Annotated in this window: 16 protein-coding genes; 7 read left to right on the forward strand and 9 right to left on the reverse strand. The window is 69.7% G+C overall.

From position 1 onward, the window contains the following. On the reverse strand, positions 1-165 hold a 165-nt coding region (locus ACWDX9_RS49880), incomplete at its 3' end, for a helix-turn-helix domain-containing protein (RefSeq protein WP_449968315.1). Between the two features lie 33 nt (positions 166-198). Between ACWDX9_RS49880 and ACWDX9_RS49885 the strand changes: the two genes are divergently transcribed. Continuing rightward, positions 199-768 carry a CGNR zinc finger domain-containing protein gene (locus ACWDX9_RS49885; protein ID WP_364241293.1) on the forward strand — a complete coding sequence of 190 codons (570 nt, stop codon included), beginning with the start codon at positions 199-201 and terminating at the stop codon, positions 766-768. A 67-nt stretch (positions 769-835) separates the two neighbouring features. Further along, complete coding sequence (locus ACWDX9_RS49890) at positions 836-1,306, forward strand: pyridoxamine 5'-phosphate oxidase family protein (RefSeq protein WP_449968279.1); 471 nt, start codon at positions 836-838, stop codon at positions 1,304-1,306. 298 nt (positions 1,307-1,604) lie between these two features. On the opposite strand, the gene ACWDX9_RS49895 is transcribed toward ACWDX9_RS49890, so the two are convergent. Continuing rightward, a complete protein-coding gene (locus ACWDX9_RS49895; RefSeq protein WP_449968282.1) occupies positions 1,605-2,366 on the reverse strand; it encodes an SDR family NAD(P)-dependent oxidoreductase in 762 nt (253 codons plus the stop codon). 260 nt (positions 2,367-2,626) lie between these two features. Further along, positions 2,627-3,469: an alpha/beta fold hydrolase gene (locus ACWDX9_RS49900; protein ID WP_449968284.1), complete on the reverse strand. Its 843-nt coding sequence runs from the start codon at positions 3,467-3,469 to the stop codon at positions 2,627-2,629. Positions 3,470-3,563: 94 nt separating this feature from the next. On the opposite strand from ACWDX9_RS49900, the gene ACWDX9_RS49905 reads away from it, so the two are divergent. Then, on the forward strand, positions 3,564-4,139 hold the full coding sequence (locus tag ACWDX9_RS49905) for a TetR/AcrR family transcriptional regulator (RefSeq protein WP_363976945.1): 576 nt from the start codon (positions 3,564-3,566) through the stop codon (positions 4,137-4,139). Between the two features lie 562 nt (positions 4,140-4,701). On the opposite strand, the gene ACWDX9_RS49910 is transcribed toward ACWDX9_RS49905, so the two are convergent. Beyond that, complete coding sequence (locus tag ACWDX9_RS49910; RefSeq protein WP_449968287.1) at positions 4,702-5,247, reverse strand: MarR family winged helix-turn-helix transcriptional regulator; 546 nt, start codon at positions 5,245-5,247, stop codon at positions 4,702-4,704. A gap of 115 nt (positions 5,248-5,362) precedes the next feature. On the opposite strand from ACWDX9_RS49910, the gene ACWDX9_RS49915 reads away from it, so the two are divergent. After that, complete coding sequence (locus ACWDX9_RS49915; RefSeq protein ID WP_449968290.1) at positions 5,363-6,211, forward strand: oxidoreductase; 849 nt, start codon at positions 5,363-5,365, stop codon at positions 6,209-6,211. Positions 6,212-6,310: 99 nt separating this feature from the next. On the opposite strand, the gene ACWDX9_RS49920 is transcribed toward ACWDX9_RS49915, so the two are convergent. Both ACWDX9_RS49920 and ACWDX9_RS49925 read right to left on the reverse strand, forming a co-directional pair. Continuing rightward, entirely contained in the window at positions 6,311-7,177 is an 867-nt protein-coding gene (locus ACWDX9_RS49920; protein ID WP_449968293.1) for a PhzF family phenazine biosynthesis protein, read from the reverse strand. Positions 7,178-7,709: 532 nt separating this feature from the next. Next, positions 7,710-10,004 carry an ATP-binding protein gene (locus tag ACWDX9_RS49925; protein ID WP_449968296.1) on the reverse strand — a complete coding sequence of 765 codons (2,295 nt, stop codon included), beginning with the start codon at positions 10,002-10,004 and terminating at the stop codon, positions 7,710-7,712. A gap of 287 nt (positions 10,005-10,291) precedes the next feature. Here ACWDX9_RS49925 and ACWDX9_RS49930 point away from each other — a divergent pair, with 287 nt between their 5' ends. Then, positions 10,292-10,729, forward strand: coding sequence for an ester cyclase (locus tag ACWDX9_RS49930; RefSeq protein WP_449968299.1), 438 nt, complete (start codon positions 10,292-10,294; stop codon positions 10,727-10,729). Here ACWDX9_RS49930 and ACWDX9_RS49935 read toward each other — a convergent pair. Further along, positions 10,647-11,549: an aldo/keto reductase gene (locus ACWDX9_RS49935; RefSeq protein ID WP_449968302.1), complete on the reverse strand. Its 903-nt coding sequence runs from the start codon at positions 11,547-11,549 to the stop codon at positions 10,647-10,649. The two genes, ACWDX9_RS49930 and ACWDX9_RS49935, sit on opposite strands and share 83 nt — an antisense overlap. Before the next feature lie 74 nt (positions 11,550-11,623). On the opposite strand from ACWDX9_RS49935, the gene ACWDX9_RS49940 reads away from it, so the two are divergent. Then, positions 11,624-12,532 carry a LysR substrate-binding domain-containing protein gene (locus ACWDX9_RS49940; protein WP_449968305.1) on the forward strand — a complete coding sequence of 303 codons (909 nt, stop codon included), beginning with the start codon at positions 11,624-11,626 and terminating at the stop codon, positions 12,530-12,532. A 5-nt stretch (positions 12,533-12,537) separates the two neighbouring features. Here the strand turns inward: ACWDX9_RS49940 and ACWDX9_RS49945 are convergent, their stop codons facing one another. After that, the gene (locus ACWDX9_RS49945) at positions 12,538-13,059 is read right to left on the reverse strand and encodes an MFS transporter (protein WP_449968307.1); all 522 of its coding nucleotides are present in this window, start codon (positions 13,057-13,059) and stop codon (positions 12,538-12,540) included. On the opposite strand from ACWDX9_RS49945, the gene ACWDX9_RS49950 reads away from it, so the two are divergent. Next, a complete protein-coding gene (locus tag ACWDX9_RS49950) occupies positions 13,024-13,308 on the forward strand; it encodes a hypothetical protein (protein ID WP_449968309.1) in 285 nt (94 codons plus the stop codon). The genes ACWDX9_RS49945 and ACWDX9_RS49950 overlap by 36 nt on opposite strands. A 21-nt stretch (positions 13,309-13,329) precedes the next feature. On the opposite strand, the gene ACWDX9_RS49955 is transcribed toward ACWDX9_RS49950, so the two are convergent. Further along, on the reverse strand, positions 13,330-13,575 hold the full coding sequence (locus ACWDX9_RS49955) for a hypothetical protein (protein ID WP_449968312.1): 246 nt from the start codon (positions 13,573-13,575) through the stop codon (positions 13,330-13,332). Positions 13,576-13,807 lie beyond the last annotated feature (232 nt).

The raw sequence follows: 13,807 nt of genomic DNA on the forward strand, positions 1-13,807 counted from the left end.
CCCGAGCGGGGCCGTGCGGTAGGCGAAATAGCTCGGCCAGCGCGACTCCACGTCGTAACCGAGCGCCCCCGCCTCCTCGAACGCCTGGGGCGAGAAGTAGAGCACCGCGTGGATCGGCTCAAGCTGGTGCCACATGCGGCGGGCAAGTCTGGACGATGCGCTCATCGCAATCCCTCACTGTCTAGGTAAGCTATGCCAGTGACGATAGAGGCTTGGCGCATCACTGGTCAATCGCAAATAGACAGTTATGTCGGGAGGTGGGCGGAGCTGGCCGTCCTGCTGGTGAACGAGCTGGCCGTCACCCAGGCCCGCGGCCGCCCCGTGGACCCGCCCGCCGACCGCCGGGCCGCGCTGGAGGCGGCGTTCGACCGGCAGGGCCGGCCCGCCGGCCGCGCGCTGACCGGTGCGGACGCCGACCGGCTCGCGGACGTGGCCGCCGAGCTCCACCCGGCCTTCACCGGTGACGTCGCCGCACTCAACGCGGCCCTGGTGCGCCACGCGGCCGTGCCCAACCTGCACGGCGACCCGCCCGTCCTGGCCTTCCACGGCCCCGGCGCGGACCTGGTCGACGCCTGGGCCGCCGACGCCGGCACGGCCCTGGCCATGGTGATCGGCGTCGGCCAGGGCCGGCGGCTGCGTACCTGCGAGGCAGGCGGGTGCGAGCTGGTCTTCTTCGACGTCACGAGGAACGCCTCGCGCCGGTTCTGCGGCCTGTCCTGCCAGAACCGCGCCAAGGCCAGCGCCTACCGCGCCCGCCGCCGCGCCTGACCACGGGACCCTGGGCACGCGCTCGGCGTCGCCCGTTCTGTCGGTGGCGGCGGGCATGATGGCGGTCATGGCTTCTTGGCAGGAGTTCGAGCAGCAGGCGGCGGAGCTGGCCGGGGTGGCGCGGCGGCTGCTGGCGGCGTACCGGCACAAGGTGCTGGCCACGCTGCGCAAGGACGGCTCGCCCCGGGTCAGCGGCATCGAGACCAGCTTCCGCGACGGTGAGCTGTGGACGGGGTCGATGCCGGGGGCGGTCAAGGCGTCCGACCTGCGCCGTGACCCGCGGATGGCGATCCACGTCACCTCCAGCGCGCCTGAGGGAGATGATCCGTCGTCGTGGGAGGGCGACGTGAAGCTGGCCGGGCGGGCCGTGGAGATCACCGATGGGGAGGTGCTGGCGTCGTTCGGGTTGCCGGGCGAGGAGTCGCACCTGTTCCGGATCGAGCTGACGGAGGTGGTGTGGACGCGGGTCGAGGGCGACGAGATCGTCATGGACTCCTGGCGCGAAGGGGTGGGGCTGCGCCAGCTCCGCCGCAAGTAAAGACCCACGGCGGGCCACCAAGCCCTCGCCCCCAGCCGGTCTTCCGAAGTTCGCCGGACTTCGCCACCGCTACCGCGGCAGCCGTTGCTGTCGCGGCTGCCGCCCTGAGCGGTTGGCCCTGCCCGTAAGGGACCGCTGCCGACGACGGGCTCGCCTGCGCGAGGGCCGGGCGGTTTCGGAGGGGCTGCGGTTTCGGGGGGACGGTGGGGGAGGACGGTTCCCGCGATGGGCCAGCCGCAAGACGCCGTTTCCTCGACGGCCGTTCCCCCTGGCGTGAGTCCTCGGCGGCCGGATGAGGCTAGTGGACGGAAAAGCCCCCGTCCACGAAGAGCATCTGACCGGTGACGAACGCGGAGGCGTCCCCGGCCAGGAAGACGGCCGCGCCCGCGAAGTCCCCGGGCACACCGTTGCGGCCGACCATGTGGCGGGCGGCGAGGGCTTCGACGCGGCCCGGGATGGCCTGGGCGGGTTCGGTCAGCGGGGTCAGCACGAAGCCGGGGATGATCGTGTTGACGCACACCCCGCGACCCGACCACGCCTCGGCCTGGGAGCGGGTCAGGCCGGCGATGGCGGCCTTGGCCGTGCCGTACGCGCCGCTGTCGCCGAAGGCGCTGATGGACTGCTGGGAGCCGAGGTTGATGATGCGGCCCCAGCCACGTTCGGCCATCCTCGGGCCGAAGTGCTGACCGAGGAGGTAGGGGGCGGTGAGGTTGACGGCGATGGTGCGCTCGTAGTCCTCGACGGTGAGGTCGGCCATGGGCTTGCGGATGTTGTTGCCCGCGTCGTTGACGAGGATGTCGGCATCGCCCGCCGTGGCGCACACGCGCCGGACGTCATCGCGGTCGGCGAGGTCGGCGCTGATCCACGAGGCGGTGACGCCGTGCTCGCGCAGGCGGGTGACGGCCTTGTCGAGCTCGCTCTCCCTGCGGGCCACCAGCACGACCTCGGCTCCGGCCCGGCCGATCGCCTCGGCGATGGCGTACCCGATGCCGGAGCTGCCGCCGGTCACCAGGGCGCGCCGGCCGTCGAGGGAGAACAGCTCCCGCAGATAGTCAGCCATGATCGGCCAAGCTAGCACTCGGGGGTACGACCGCGTCGAGCGGGCCATGGCCACCACCACCCGGCCTCCGCCGGCACCTCGTTCGGCAAAGGATTGCGCGGAGGCGGCTCTCAGAGGGCTGATGTCCTTTTCGTCGTTTGCGCTGGTCAGGGACTTCGCGGGCGGGCTAGGGCTGCGGTTGAGCGAACAACCCGGGACGAGCCGCACGCCGTGGCCAGGCAGCCGCCGGGGTAGCGGGTAGTGCCACCCCGGCGGCGGGGTCACTTGGCGGCGAAGGCCAGCAGTGCCTCGTTGACCTCATCGGCGTGCGTCCACAGCAGGCCGTGCGGGGCGCCCTCGACCTCGACGTAGTGCGCCTCCGGGAACGCCTCGTGGAAACGACGCCCGGTGGCGTCGATCGGGAGGATGTTGTCCCTGGTGCCGTGCAGGATGAGTGACGGCTTTCCGGCCGCGCGCACCGCCGCGACGTCCTGGCGGAAGTCCTCGATCCACGCCGCCACCACCGCGTACGCGGCGACCGGGGCGGAGATCGTGGCGGTGTTCCAGTTGGCGGTGACGACCTCCTGGCTGATCCTCGTGCCGAGATTCTCATCCAGGTTGTAGAAGTCCTTGTAGAACTGCGTGAACCAGGCGTATCGGTCGGCGCGGGCAGTGGCGACGATGCCGTCGAACACCGACTGCGGTACTCCGGCGGGGTTGTCGTCCGCCTCCACCAGGTACGGCTCCAGCGACGCCAGGAAGGCCAGCTTGGCGACGCGCTCGTGGCCGTGGTTCTTGACGTAGCGGGCGAGTTCGCCGGTGCCCATGGAGAACCCGACGAGAATGACCTCGCGCAGGTCGAGCGTCTCCAGCAGCGTGTTCAGGTCGGCTGCGAAGGTGTCGTAGTCGTACCCGCTCCCGACCTTGCTCGACTGGCCGAAGCCGCGGCGGTCGTAGGTGATCACCCGGTAGCCGGCGGCGAGCAGCTCGCGCGTCTGACGCTCCCAGCTGTGCCCGTTCAGGGGGTAGCCGTGGATGAGGACGACCGGCTGACCGGATCCCTGGTCCTCGTAGTACAGCTCGACGTCGGTGCTGTTCTCGGTGCCTACCTTGATGTGGCCCATGAGAAATCTCCCTCCTATCCGCTAGAGAACGATCGTTCTCCGCGTATGTCCTCTACAGTAGAGAACGCTGGTTCTCTGCGCAACTGGAGCTCTCGTGATCGATGAGGAAACAGCACGTGACCAGGTCGTCTCCACCGCCGACCGGTTGTTCTACGCCCACGGCGTCCAGGCCGTCGGCATGGACGCCGTCCGCACCGAGGCGGGTGTCTCGCTGAAGCGCATCTATGCTCTGTTTCCCTCCAAGGACGACCTCGTCCTGGCAGTGCTCCGCCACCGGACCGAGCAGTGGGACACCGGCGTGGCCCGCGCCCTCGCCGCCGCCCGCACGCCGCGCGACCGGATGCTGGCCGTCTTCGACTTTCTGGCGGAATGGTTCCGCGAGGACGACTTCCGGGGCTGCGCCTTCATCAACTTCTTCGGCGAGCTGGCCGGTGGCAGCAGCCGGGTCGCCGAGGCGGTCAGGGAGCAGAAGACCTCTTTCCAGCGCCATGTCGCCGACCTGGTCCGCGAGGCGGGTGGTCCCGGCTACCTCGCCCCGCAGCTGGCCCTGCTCGCCGAAGGCGCCCAGACCACGGCCGCCATCACCGGGGACCCCGCCACGGCTGCCCACGCCCGCGCCGCCGCCGAGACCCTCATCGGGGCCGCCTTCAGTCCTGCCAGCAGATTCTGACCAGCCTTCCTGCCCAGCGCAAACGACGAAAAGGACATCAACTCGCGCAACGCCCTCTCAGGCGGAATGACCGTGCGGCCATGACTACCACTGACGCGCCCGCGACCAGCCGGCTCCCGTTGACGATGCTGACGGGCATGGTCGCCGGCTCGATGGCCGGCGCCGGGGCCTTCTCGTTGCCACGCACCTTCGGGCAGACCGGGGCGGTGGTCGCGTGGGCGGTGGCCGGCACGGGGATGCTCATGCCGGCGTTCGTGCTCCAGATTCTGGTGGTCAGCGTGACCGGGATGGTCTGGGTGGAGCCGGGTGGGACGCGGCCGGGCGTCTCGGGGCGTCGTACGTGGTGTCAGGCGGACTCTCAGGACCGGGAGCCACCCCCTTCCGGCTCCTGTCCACGGCCTGGACCGGCACGACGCGGGCCTCCGGCAGGCCATCGCCGGCGAACCACGCCGTCGCCCGATCCCAGAGGATGCGTTCACCCTCGGGAATCCAGCCGCCGGTGGTGCGGGAAGAAGCGGCTGAAGCCTCTTGATGAGCACCGCACAGGTCGCCGACCGGACATTTACCGAGCTTGTTGATGGCGAGGCGCCGGGCCGAACTCGTCCTCCAGGCGGGCCAGCAGTTGGGCGAGCAGTCGATTGAGCTGATCGAGGTCGTCGGACGCCAATGCGTCGGTGAGCAGGCGCTGTTCGCGCGTGGTGCGGTCACGGGTGGCCTGGCTCCAGCGTCGCCGGCCCAGCTCGGTGAGGCGGACCGGGCGGCTGCGGCCGTCGGCGGCGGGGACGGGCTCGACCAGCCCGGCCTTGCTCAGGCGGTCGATGCGCACGCTCATGGTCCCGGCGGTGACGCCGAGTTCGTCGGCCAGTTGCTTGGGGGTGCGCTCGTAGGGCGGGCCGGAGCGTTGCAGGGCCGACAGGGCGGTCCAGTCCCCGGGGGTCAGGTCGTTGGCGGTGGCGACGTCGGCCAGGAGGTGTTCGAACAGGCGGGAGATGCGGCCGATGCGCTGCCGGGCGGCCTCGGTGACGGGGTCGGCGTCGGCCATCTGGGAGATCCAGGCGTCGATCTCGGCCGCGACCGAGTCGCCTGCGGGCGCGGGGTCAGGTCTCACGTTTGACGTCCTTTGAGTATCAAGCTAATTTGCTTTGAGTCTCAAACTTTGAGCCCCAAAGCAAAGTCTACCGGGATGCTCACCCCGCCGATCACGACCTGGAAAGGACCCTCACATGACCACCTCAGCCTCTTCCGGCAAGGTGTGGTTCATCACCGGCACCAGCACCGGGCTGGGCCGAGCGCTCGCCCACGTCGTGCTGGAGCACGGTGACCGGCTGGTGGCCACCGCGCGCGACCGCGCCACCCTCACCGGCCTGACCGAGCAGGCGGGCGACCGGGTCCTCGCCCTGGACCTGGACGTCACCGATCCGGCCGCCGTCCGCCGAGCCGTGAATGCCGCGCTGGAGGCGTTCGGCCGGATCGACGTGCTCGTCAACAACGCCGGATACGCCATGCGCGGCGCCCTGGAAGAGATCACCGATCAGGAGCTGCGGCGCCAGTTCGACACCAACGTCTTCGGCGCCATCGACGTGACCCGCGCGGTGCTGCCGGCCATGCGCTCCCGGCGATCCGGGCACATCGTGCAGATGTCCTCGGTCGGCGGCGTGACCACCATGCTGGGCGGCACCGCCTACGGCGGGACCAAGTTCGCGCTGGAGGGACTTTCCGAGGGGCTCGCTGCCGAGCTGGAGCATCTGGGGATCGGCGTTACCATCGTCGAACCCGGCCCGTTCCGCACCGACTTCGCCGGCCGCTCGTTCCGCTGGGCCGCTCCCATCGACGACTACCGGCCCGTCATCGAACCGGCCAGGGCGACCTTCGTCGCCCAGCACGGTGCTCAGCCGGGCGACCCCGTTCGCGCCGCCCGTGCGATCGTCGCCGCCGTCAACCTGGACACCCCGCCGCTGCGGCTTCCCCTCGGCGCCCGTTCCTTCGACCGCATCCGCGCCAAGCTACGCGCCCGCCTCGACGAACTCGACCGCCTGGAGCCCCTCGGCCGCGACACCGATTTCCCCACCTGACCACTCACCCATCGGCGCTCACCCTCGAGGACGGCGACGTCACCACGGCCGAAGGGCCGACGTGGAAACCGGCCTCCGACCAGCGCGCGCCCGGCCGGCTCAAGGCGAGGGCAGGTTGATCATGCCCTTGCCGAAGAATCGCACCAGCCCGCTCACCATGATCTCACCGGAGACGTCCACGATGATTTGACTGGGGAATCCCATCTCCATGCCTTGATCAATCGTCATCCGAGCCTGGCCGGTGTGCTCGCGAAGATACGCGCCGAACGCGCCAGCGGCTGATCCCGTAGCCGGATCCTCGCCGGTCGTGAAGTCCAAGGCGAAGCAGCGGGAGCGCCACCGGCCGGGACCTTCTTCCGCCACCAGATAGCAGTTCAGACTGTCCGGCTCGGCGAAACCCTCAAGTGCCTTGTGCAGGGAATCACGATCCAAAGTCGCGTGAGCCAGTGCGGAGACTTCGCGCAGCGGCAGAATCAACGCGGGCAGCCCGGTCGACACTATTTGCGACGGCAGTTTGGGATGGGCGTCCTCCGGTGCGACTCCGAGCGCCGCGAGAACGTGTGAAGGCGATACGGTCGCCCCGAAGACCGGTGCATTCTGGGCGATGGCCACCATGGCTTCATCGCCTGCCGACTCGACGACGAGTCGCTGGCGGCCACTCATGGTCTGCTGTGTCAGCTCGGCCGAACCGAGGCCGGCATGCCAGACATGAGCGGCCGCGGCGCCGAGCGACGGATGCCCGGCGAAGGGCACCTCGCGCGCGACCGTGAAGATTCGATGCGTGTAGTCGCACCAGGGGTCATCGGAGGCCACGAGAAACGACGTCTCCGGCTGCAGGAATCGGCGGGCGATCAGGCCCATCGTCGAGGTGTCGACAGCGTCCGCTTCGTGTATCACCGGCAGCAGGTTTCCGCTCATCGGCGTGCGGCTGAAGACCTCTACCAAACTGAAGGCGAATTCGGCCATGTTCTCTGTCCGATCGTCAGCGTCTGCGGCTCATTCTGAATGGGGGAGCCGGGTCCGGACGCTATCACCGCCGACGCCGAGCATGCGGCTCGCGACGTCCTGCCACATGAGTCCACCGGCACCAATGCGGACGGCCACGGACGGCGACCATGCACGGACCGATGAGCTGATCGCCGTCCTTCCGAATGGCGCACATTGTCCCGATCATGACCGGAATCCGGCAGGGCCAGGACTCGTGCGGCGGTCAGAATCCCGGCTCCGACCGCGCTACCCCGCCAGAAAGCGAAGAACCCGATCGTTGACCTCTACGGGCGCCTCCAGGAAGGGGAAGTGGCCCACGCCCCGCCTGCCGGTCAGGGGTGGAGTCGAAGCCCGGGACCACCCCGGTCCAGTGGCTCCAGAGCCAGCCGAGGTGGGCGAGGTCGTTGGCCGGCACGAGCTGGTCGGCCGCGGCCTCGGTCGGCGCGACGACCCGGTGGCCCGGCTCTGAGAGGAGTGCCGATCAGCCGGTAGATCATTCGGCTCGGCTGCGTCATGAGCCCTCCGCGGAGTCGGGTTCCGGGGGCGGGCGGTGGGCGTCCGCGACCCAGACGGCGATCTGGGCGCGGGAGGTGAAACCGAGTTTCTGCAGGATGTGCTCGACGTGCCCCTCCGCCGTCCGTTGCGCGACCACGAGGGTCGCCGCGATCTCCTTGTTCTTCAAGCCCTTCGCGATGAGCCGGGCGACCTCCATCTCCCGGTCGGTCAGCGGCCACCGCGCCCCGCCCGGCGCCGAGGCTCCCGGTGCCTGACCGGCGGAGGCGCGATCGTCGAGGGCGTAGGCGATCGCCCGGTCCCGGCCCATCAGGGTGCCCTCGCGGAAGGCGGCGTCGAACCGTTTGTCGCCGAGCCGGTTGCGAAGCGCTTGCTCGCACTGGTCGTGAGGGACGCGCATGAAGCCGTACGGGAGACCGCCGAAGAAGTGGCAGAGCGCGCGCACCGCCCCCAGCAGGAGGGCCGCGCGTCGGTCCTCGCGGCCGTCAGCGGCGACCCACGCCAGGACCTCGATGCTGATGCCGATGACCGGCAGGTCGTTGAACGGCTGTTTGAGCCGGATGCTCCGGCGTTCCACGGCGGCCGCCTGGCTCATGTCGGCCTGCCGCCAGAGCTCGACCCCGTAGACGGCCAGCAGGGAAGCCATGAGCCAGCTGTCGCCGCGCGCCTCGCACATCCGCTGCGACTCCTCGAACAGCGCGGCCGCCTGTTCGGAACGCCTGAGCAGCGACAGCGACAGGGCTTGGAAACACAGCGCCTTGGCCGTGAACTCACGGTGCCCCAGGCTCCGGTAGCGGTCCAGCGCGTCCGCGAAGAACGCCGCGGCCTGCTCCGGATCGCGCCCGGACAGCAGCATGGCATGGCCGGAAACGAAGGCGGCATGAGCCGTGGCCATCGGATCGCCGAGCCGGTCGGCCAGGACCCGGCCCTGCGCCAGCAGCTCGTCCGCCTTCGTCAGGTCGCTCTGGACGATGGCCAGCCACGCGTTGACGCACAATCCGATGGCGCGTTCCGGGGTCGGTGCGGAGGCGGCGGCCAGGAGGCCGTCGAGCCAGCGCCGCGGCTCGTGCAACAGACCCGACGCGAGCCAGTACGAGGGCAGCGAGGTGACGATCGGGATCCCGGCCCTGGCCGCGGCGTCACTTCGTTCCCAGAGGCAGAACTCCAGCGCGGCCCGAATGTTGCCGTGTTCGGCCCGCAGCCGGGTGAACCAGGCCAGCTGATCAGGACCGAACCACTCCTGCTCGCCGCGGACGGCAAGAGCCTGGAAATAGTCGCGATGGCGGCGGAGAAAGTCCGTCTCTGTCCCGGACTCGGCCAGGCGTTCACGTCCGTACTGGCGGATGGTCTCCAGCAGACGGTAGCGGACGTGGCCCGGGTGTTCCTCCCTGATGAGGATCGACTGGTCGACCAGGCCCGCCACCAGGTCGAGGACATCTGCGCGGGCGATGCCGTCTCCCGCGCACACCTGTTCGGCGGCCTCCAGATCCAACCCGCCCGCGAACACCGACACGCGTGCCCACAACGCTCGCTCGGCGTCGGTGCACAGCGCGTAGCTCCAGTCGATCAGCGCCCGCAGCGTCTGATGGCGAGGCAGCACGGCCCGCGACCCGAAGGCCGAGAGCCGAAACCGGTCGTCGAGCCGGCTCAGCAGCTGCCGCACCGACAGTGCCCGCAGGTGGGCCGCCGCGAGCTCGATGCCCAAGGGCAGGCCGTCGAGCCGCCGGCAGATCCCTTCCACCGCCTCGCGATTCGCATCGGTGACGGCGAAGCCGGGCACCGCGGCCTGGGCGCGTTCGGCGAAGAGCTGAACGGCGTCGGAGCCGCCGGCCCGGGCGGTGCCGGCGTTCGGGAGCGTCAGCGGCGGGACCTCCACGATCTGCTCCGAGTCGATCCCCAAGGACTTCCGGCTCGTCGCCAGGATCCGCAGCCCAGGAGCGGAACGCAACAGCGTGTCGCACATCACCGCGCAGCCGGCCGGCAGATGCTCGCAGTTGTCCAGTATCAGCAGGGTCTGCTTGTCGCGCAGCTGGTCGATCAGCAGCTCCAGTGCCGGCCGCGCGGAGCGATCGCGAATCTGCAGCGTCTCGCAGACGACGGCGGCCAGCGACTCCGGGCTCCGCAGATCGGCCAGCTCCACCAGCCACACCCCGTCCGGGAACGCCCGCCGCAGCGTCGTGCCGACGCGAATGCCCAGCCGGGTCTTCCCCACCCCGCCGACCCCCGTCAGCGTGACCATCCGCGAGCCGGACAGGAGGCGTTTGACGTCGGCCATCTCGCGCCGACGTCCCACGAAACCGGCCGTCTCGGCCGGTAGACCATGAACCTGTCCCGACCGAGTCATGCCGGTCTCTGTCGCCATCACCTTGCCCCGGCCCCGTCCCGGCACCGCCGGCCGCTTCGCCGCCGGCAAAACCCTAGGTCACAGAGTGTACGCGCGGCAGCACTCAGAACGACGACCGCGGATGGATCGGGCATATGCCGCCTTGGCCTCTATCTCACGCGGCCATGACCGGCGGCTGACCTTCCTCTCGGTAACGTGAGTGGTCAACCTACGACCCGACCCACTTCAAAGGCCCCATGTCCACCTTCTGGGATCTCAAACACCAGCTGGCCGACGCGGTCAATGCGCACGACCTGCCGAGAGTGCTCGCCTGCTACAGTCCGGACGCCGTGTACGTCTCGCCCGCGGGCGTCGCGGAGGGGCATGACCAGATCGCGTGGCTCCACGAGCAGATTCTCAAGGCGTTCCCCGACTTCCACATGACGGCCTGGTTCGAACTCGGCAACTGCGAGAACCCAGCCGTCACGGAATGGACCTACACCGGCACCCACAAGGGCCCCCTGCTGCTGCCCGACGGGCGAGAGATCGCGGGAACGGGCCGCCGCATCACCGTCCGGGCCACCTGCGCCACGTTCGTCGAGAACGGGAAGATCATCTCCCACCGCGAGTACTACGACCAGCTGGAGCTGTACAGCCACCTCGGCTTCGGCCTGGCAGAGCTCCACCCTGCGTAGACAGACGGCCGAATTGTTCACCGGTCAGCCTGATGTCCATGGCCGCCATGTTCTCCTCCAGGTGCACGACGGAGCTGGTGCCGGGGATCGGCAAGGTGACGGGTGAGCGGGCCAGCAGCCAGGCGAGTGCCACCTGCGCGGGGGTGCGACCGATCTGCTGCGCGACCTGGGCGAGCGGCCCTCCCGCGAGGGCGTGCGCTCCGCCGGCCACCGGAAGCCAGGGGATGAAGGCGATGCCCGCGGCCTCGCAGTAGTCGAGCACGTCCTCGTGCCGCCTGTCGGCGAGGTTGTAGAGGTTCTGCACGCTGGCGATGGGCACCGTCCGGCGGGCCTCCTCAAGCTGGGCGACGCCGACCTCCGACAGCCCGATGTGGCGGATCTTGCCGTCGTCCCGCAGTTGCTTGAGCGCCCCCAGCTGTTCGGCGAAGGGGACTTGGGGGTCCACACGATGAAGCTGGAAGAGCTCGATCCGCTCCAGCCGGAGACGGCGAAGGCTCAGCTCGGCCTGCTGGATGAGGTACTCCGGACGGCCCAGCGGCTTCCAACGGTCGCGCCCCGGGCGGCTCTGCCCCGCCTTGGTGGCGATGACCAGGCCGGACGGGTACGGGTGCAACGCCTCGGCGAGCAGTTCCTCATTGGCGCCCAGGGCGTAAGCGTCGGCGGTGTCGACAAGGGTGACGCCTAGCTCGACGGCTCGCCGCGCCACCGCGATCGCGGCGGGCCTGTCCCTGGGCGGCCCCCAGTCCGTCAGCCGCATCGCGCCGAACCCCAGCCGGCGCACGGACAGGTCTCCACCGATGTCAATGGTCTCGTCAGCCATAGCCAGCACCTTGCCGTACGCAATTACAAAGGACAAGCGACTCTTTCTGCGACGTATTGCGTAGCATTTCTAAGATGTTGAATCTGGATCGGCTTCGTACTCTGCACGCGATCGCCACCCACGGGTCGGTCACCGCGGCCGCGGACATCCTGCATGTCACCACCTCGGCGATCTCCCAGCAGATGGCGAAACTGGAGCAAGAGGTCGGGCAGCGCCTGCTGGAGCGCAAGGGCCGCGGCGTGCGTCTCACCGAGGCCGCCGAGTTGCTCGCCGTCCACGCGGGGCAGATATTGGCGCTGGCCGAACGGGCCGAGGCGGACCTGGAGGCCTGCCGTGGCGTCGTCGCCGGGCAGCTGACGCTGGCCGCCTTCGCGACGGCCGCGCGCGGGTTGGTCCCGCCCGCGCTGCGGGATCTCCGTCGTGATCACCCACGGCTGCGGATCATGTTGCAGGAGTGCGAGCCGCACGCAGCGGTGCCGGGGGTGAGCCGCGGCGATCTGGACATGGCCATCGTCCAGGATTGGTGGGACTCTCCCTTGTCCCTGCCCGGCAACTTGAGCAGGGCCAGGCTGCTCGACGACGTCGCCGACATCGCGGTGCCTGAGGGGCACCCCTTGGCCTCGCGGACCACCGTGGAGATCGAGCGATTCGCCGGCGAGCCGTGGATCACCTGGAGTGACGGCTGGATCTGCAACTCCTGGCTGGTGGAAACGCTGCGTTCTCGCGGTGCCGAACCGGATATCGCCTACACCGCCGGCGAACACCACACCCAACTGGCCCTCGTCGCCGCCGGCCTCGGCGTGGCGATCATTCCCAGACTCGGCCGTGACCCCGTCCCCGACGGGGTCCGCTTCGTCGAGGTGCGGCCACGCCTGACCCGCCACATCTACGCGGTGTGGCGCACCGATGCCGACCGGCGGCCGTCCATCCACGCGGTGCTCCGATCCCTGCGACAGGATCGCGGAAGCGCGGGAGCGAAGTAGCCGGCTCAGGATGGCGACGTTCTCCTCCGGGGGAACAGCGCCGCGGGGACGAGGGCCAGCACTGCCAGGGCCAGCGCCCAGCCGAACGTGACGCCGAACGCGGACTCGGGGCCGGCGTGGGCGCCGGCGAGCTGATTCTCCAGCACGATCAGGAAGATCGCGGTGCCCAGTGATCCACCGATCCGGTTGAGGACGTTCAGGGCGCTCGCGGCGCGCGGCGTTTCCCGCTCGTCGACGGACGCGTAGGCGGCTCCCATCGTCGGGCCCATCACGCTTCCGAGACCGAGCCCCTGGACCACCAGCGACACGCTCAGTGACCACGCCGCCGGTCCCGCGCCCGCTTGGGTGAACACGGCCGTTCCCGCGGCCATGAGCAGCAGGCCGGTGAATACGACGGCGCGCGCGCCGTAACGGTGGACGAGCCGTCCCGCGGCGAACGCGCCGAGCGCCTGCGGGATGAGGAGCAGGCCGGTACGGAACGCGTCCGTGTGATGAACCTGCTGGTAGAAGAGCGGCAGCAGGACCATGGAGCTGTAGAGCGCGGCGCCGAGCAGGCTCTGTGGGCCGTGCTGGCCGAGGAGACCGGCGATGCGGGAATCACGACGAAACTCGCCGCCGCCCAGCTCGCCGCCGTGGACCGGCTGCTGTTCTTCGAGGGGCAGCGCCTGGTCCTCGAAGGCAGGACCTCCGGCGAGATCTTCGCGATACTCGCCGACACCGCCGACCGCGCCTTCGGCCTGCTGGAACCCGCCTTGGGCGGCTACGCCCGCCGTTGACGGCGCTGAAGCGCCGCGACATTATGCGCGCGCGTATCTGGCGGCCATGGCATGGAAGACTTCCTTGGGCGTCCACCGGGTCTCGTCGAGCATTTTCACCACGCCGTAAGAGCTGAGGTCCTGCTCGCCTTGCAGAGTGAATGCCGCGAACGTGAACCAGAGCGCCGTGTCGATGCCCTCCTCGTGGAAGAGGTCGAGCAGTTCGGTGAAGTAACGCACCTGCTCGCCCTCGTCTCGCACGGCCGCGTTCGGCGGCTGCCACGCCATCGCGCCGAGTTCGCCCGCGCCGGTGTAGGCGCAGGTCCCGAATTCGGTGACGACGACCGGCTTGCCGTGCGCGAAATGCCGGCGCAGGTTCTCACGGAATTGACCGGCGTTGTACGCGGCCCGGTAGCCCCCGACACTGAGGTGATCTCAGCGAAATAGTTCGGACGAATTGGGATTTCTTGGACGCCACTGGTGGCGTTCCGGGCCTATCGGGAGGAGTTGCCGAAGGCCG

The sequence above is a fragment of the Nonomuraea sp. NPDC003201 genome, assembly GCF_053590415.1.

Bases quoted from the DNA above. Each gene is read 5' to 3' on its own strand.
- ACWDX9_RS49890 (WP_449968279.1), top strand. From the start codon at position 836: ATGGCTTCTTGGCAGGAGTTCGAGCAGCAGGCGGCGGAGCTGGCCGGG.
- ACWDX9_RS49895 (WP_449968282.1), bottom strand. From the start codon at position 2,366: ATGGCTGACTATCTGCGGGAGCTGTTCTCCCTCGACGGCCGGCGCGCC.
- ACWDX9_RS49900 (WP_449968284.1), bottom strand. From the start codon at position 3,469: ATGGGCCACATCAAGGTAGGCACCGAGAACAGCACCGACGTCGAGCTG.
- ACWDX9_RS49915 (WP_449968290.1), top strand. From the start codon at position 5,363: ATGACCACCTCAGCCTCTTCCGGCAAGGTGTGGTTCATCACCGGCACC.
- ACWDX9_RS49920 (WP_449968293.1), bottom strand. From the start codon at position 7,177: ATGGCCGAATTCGCCTTCAGTTTGGTAGAGGTCTTCAGCCGCACGCCG.
- ACWDX9_RS49930 (WP_449968299.1), top strand. From the start codon at position 10,292: ATGTCCACCTTCTGGGATCTCAAACACCAGCTGGCCGACGCGGTCAAT.
- ACWDX9_RS49935 (WP_449968302.1), bottom strand. From the start codon at position 11,549: ATGGCTGACGAGACCATTGACATCGGTGGAGACCTGTCCGTGCGCCGG.
- ACWDX9_RS49940 (WP_449968305.1), top strand. From the start codon at position 11,624: ATGTTGAATCTGGATCGGCTTCGTACTCTGCACGCGATCGCCACCCAC.
- ACWDX9_RS49950 (WP_449968309.1), top strand. From the start codon at position 13,024: ATGAACCTGCTGGTAGAAGAGCGGCAGCAGGACCATGGAGCTGTAGAG.
- ACWDX9_RS49945 (WP_449968307.1), bottom strand. From the start codon at position 13,059: ATGGTCCTGCTGCCGCTCTTCTACCAGCAGGTTCATCACACGGACGCG.
- ACWDX9_RS49955 (WP_449968312.1), bottom strand. From the start codon at position 13,575: ATGGCGTGGCAGCCGCCGAACGCGGCCGTGCGAGACGAGGGCGAGCAG.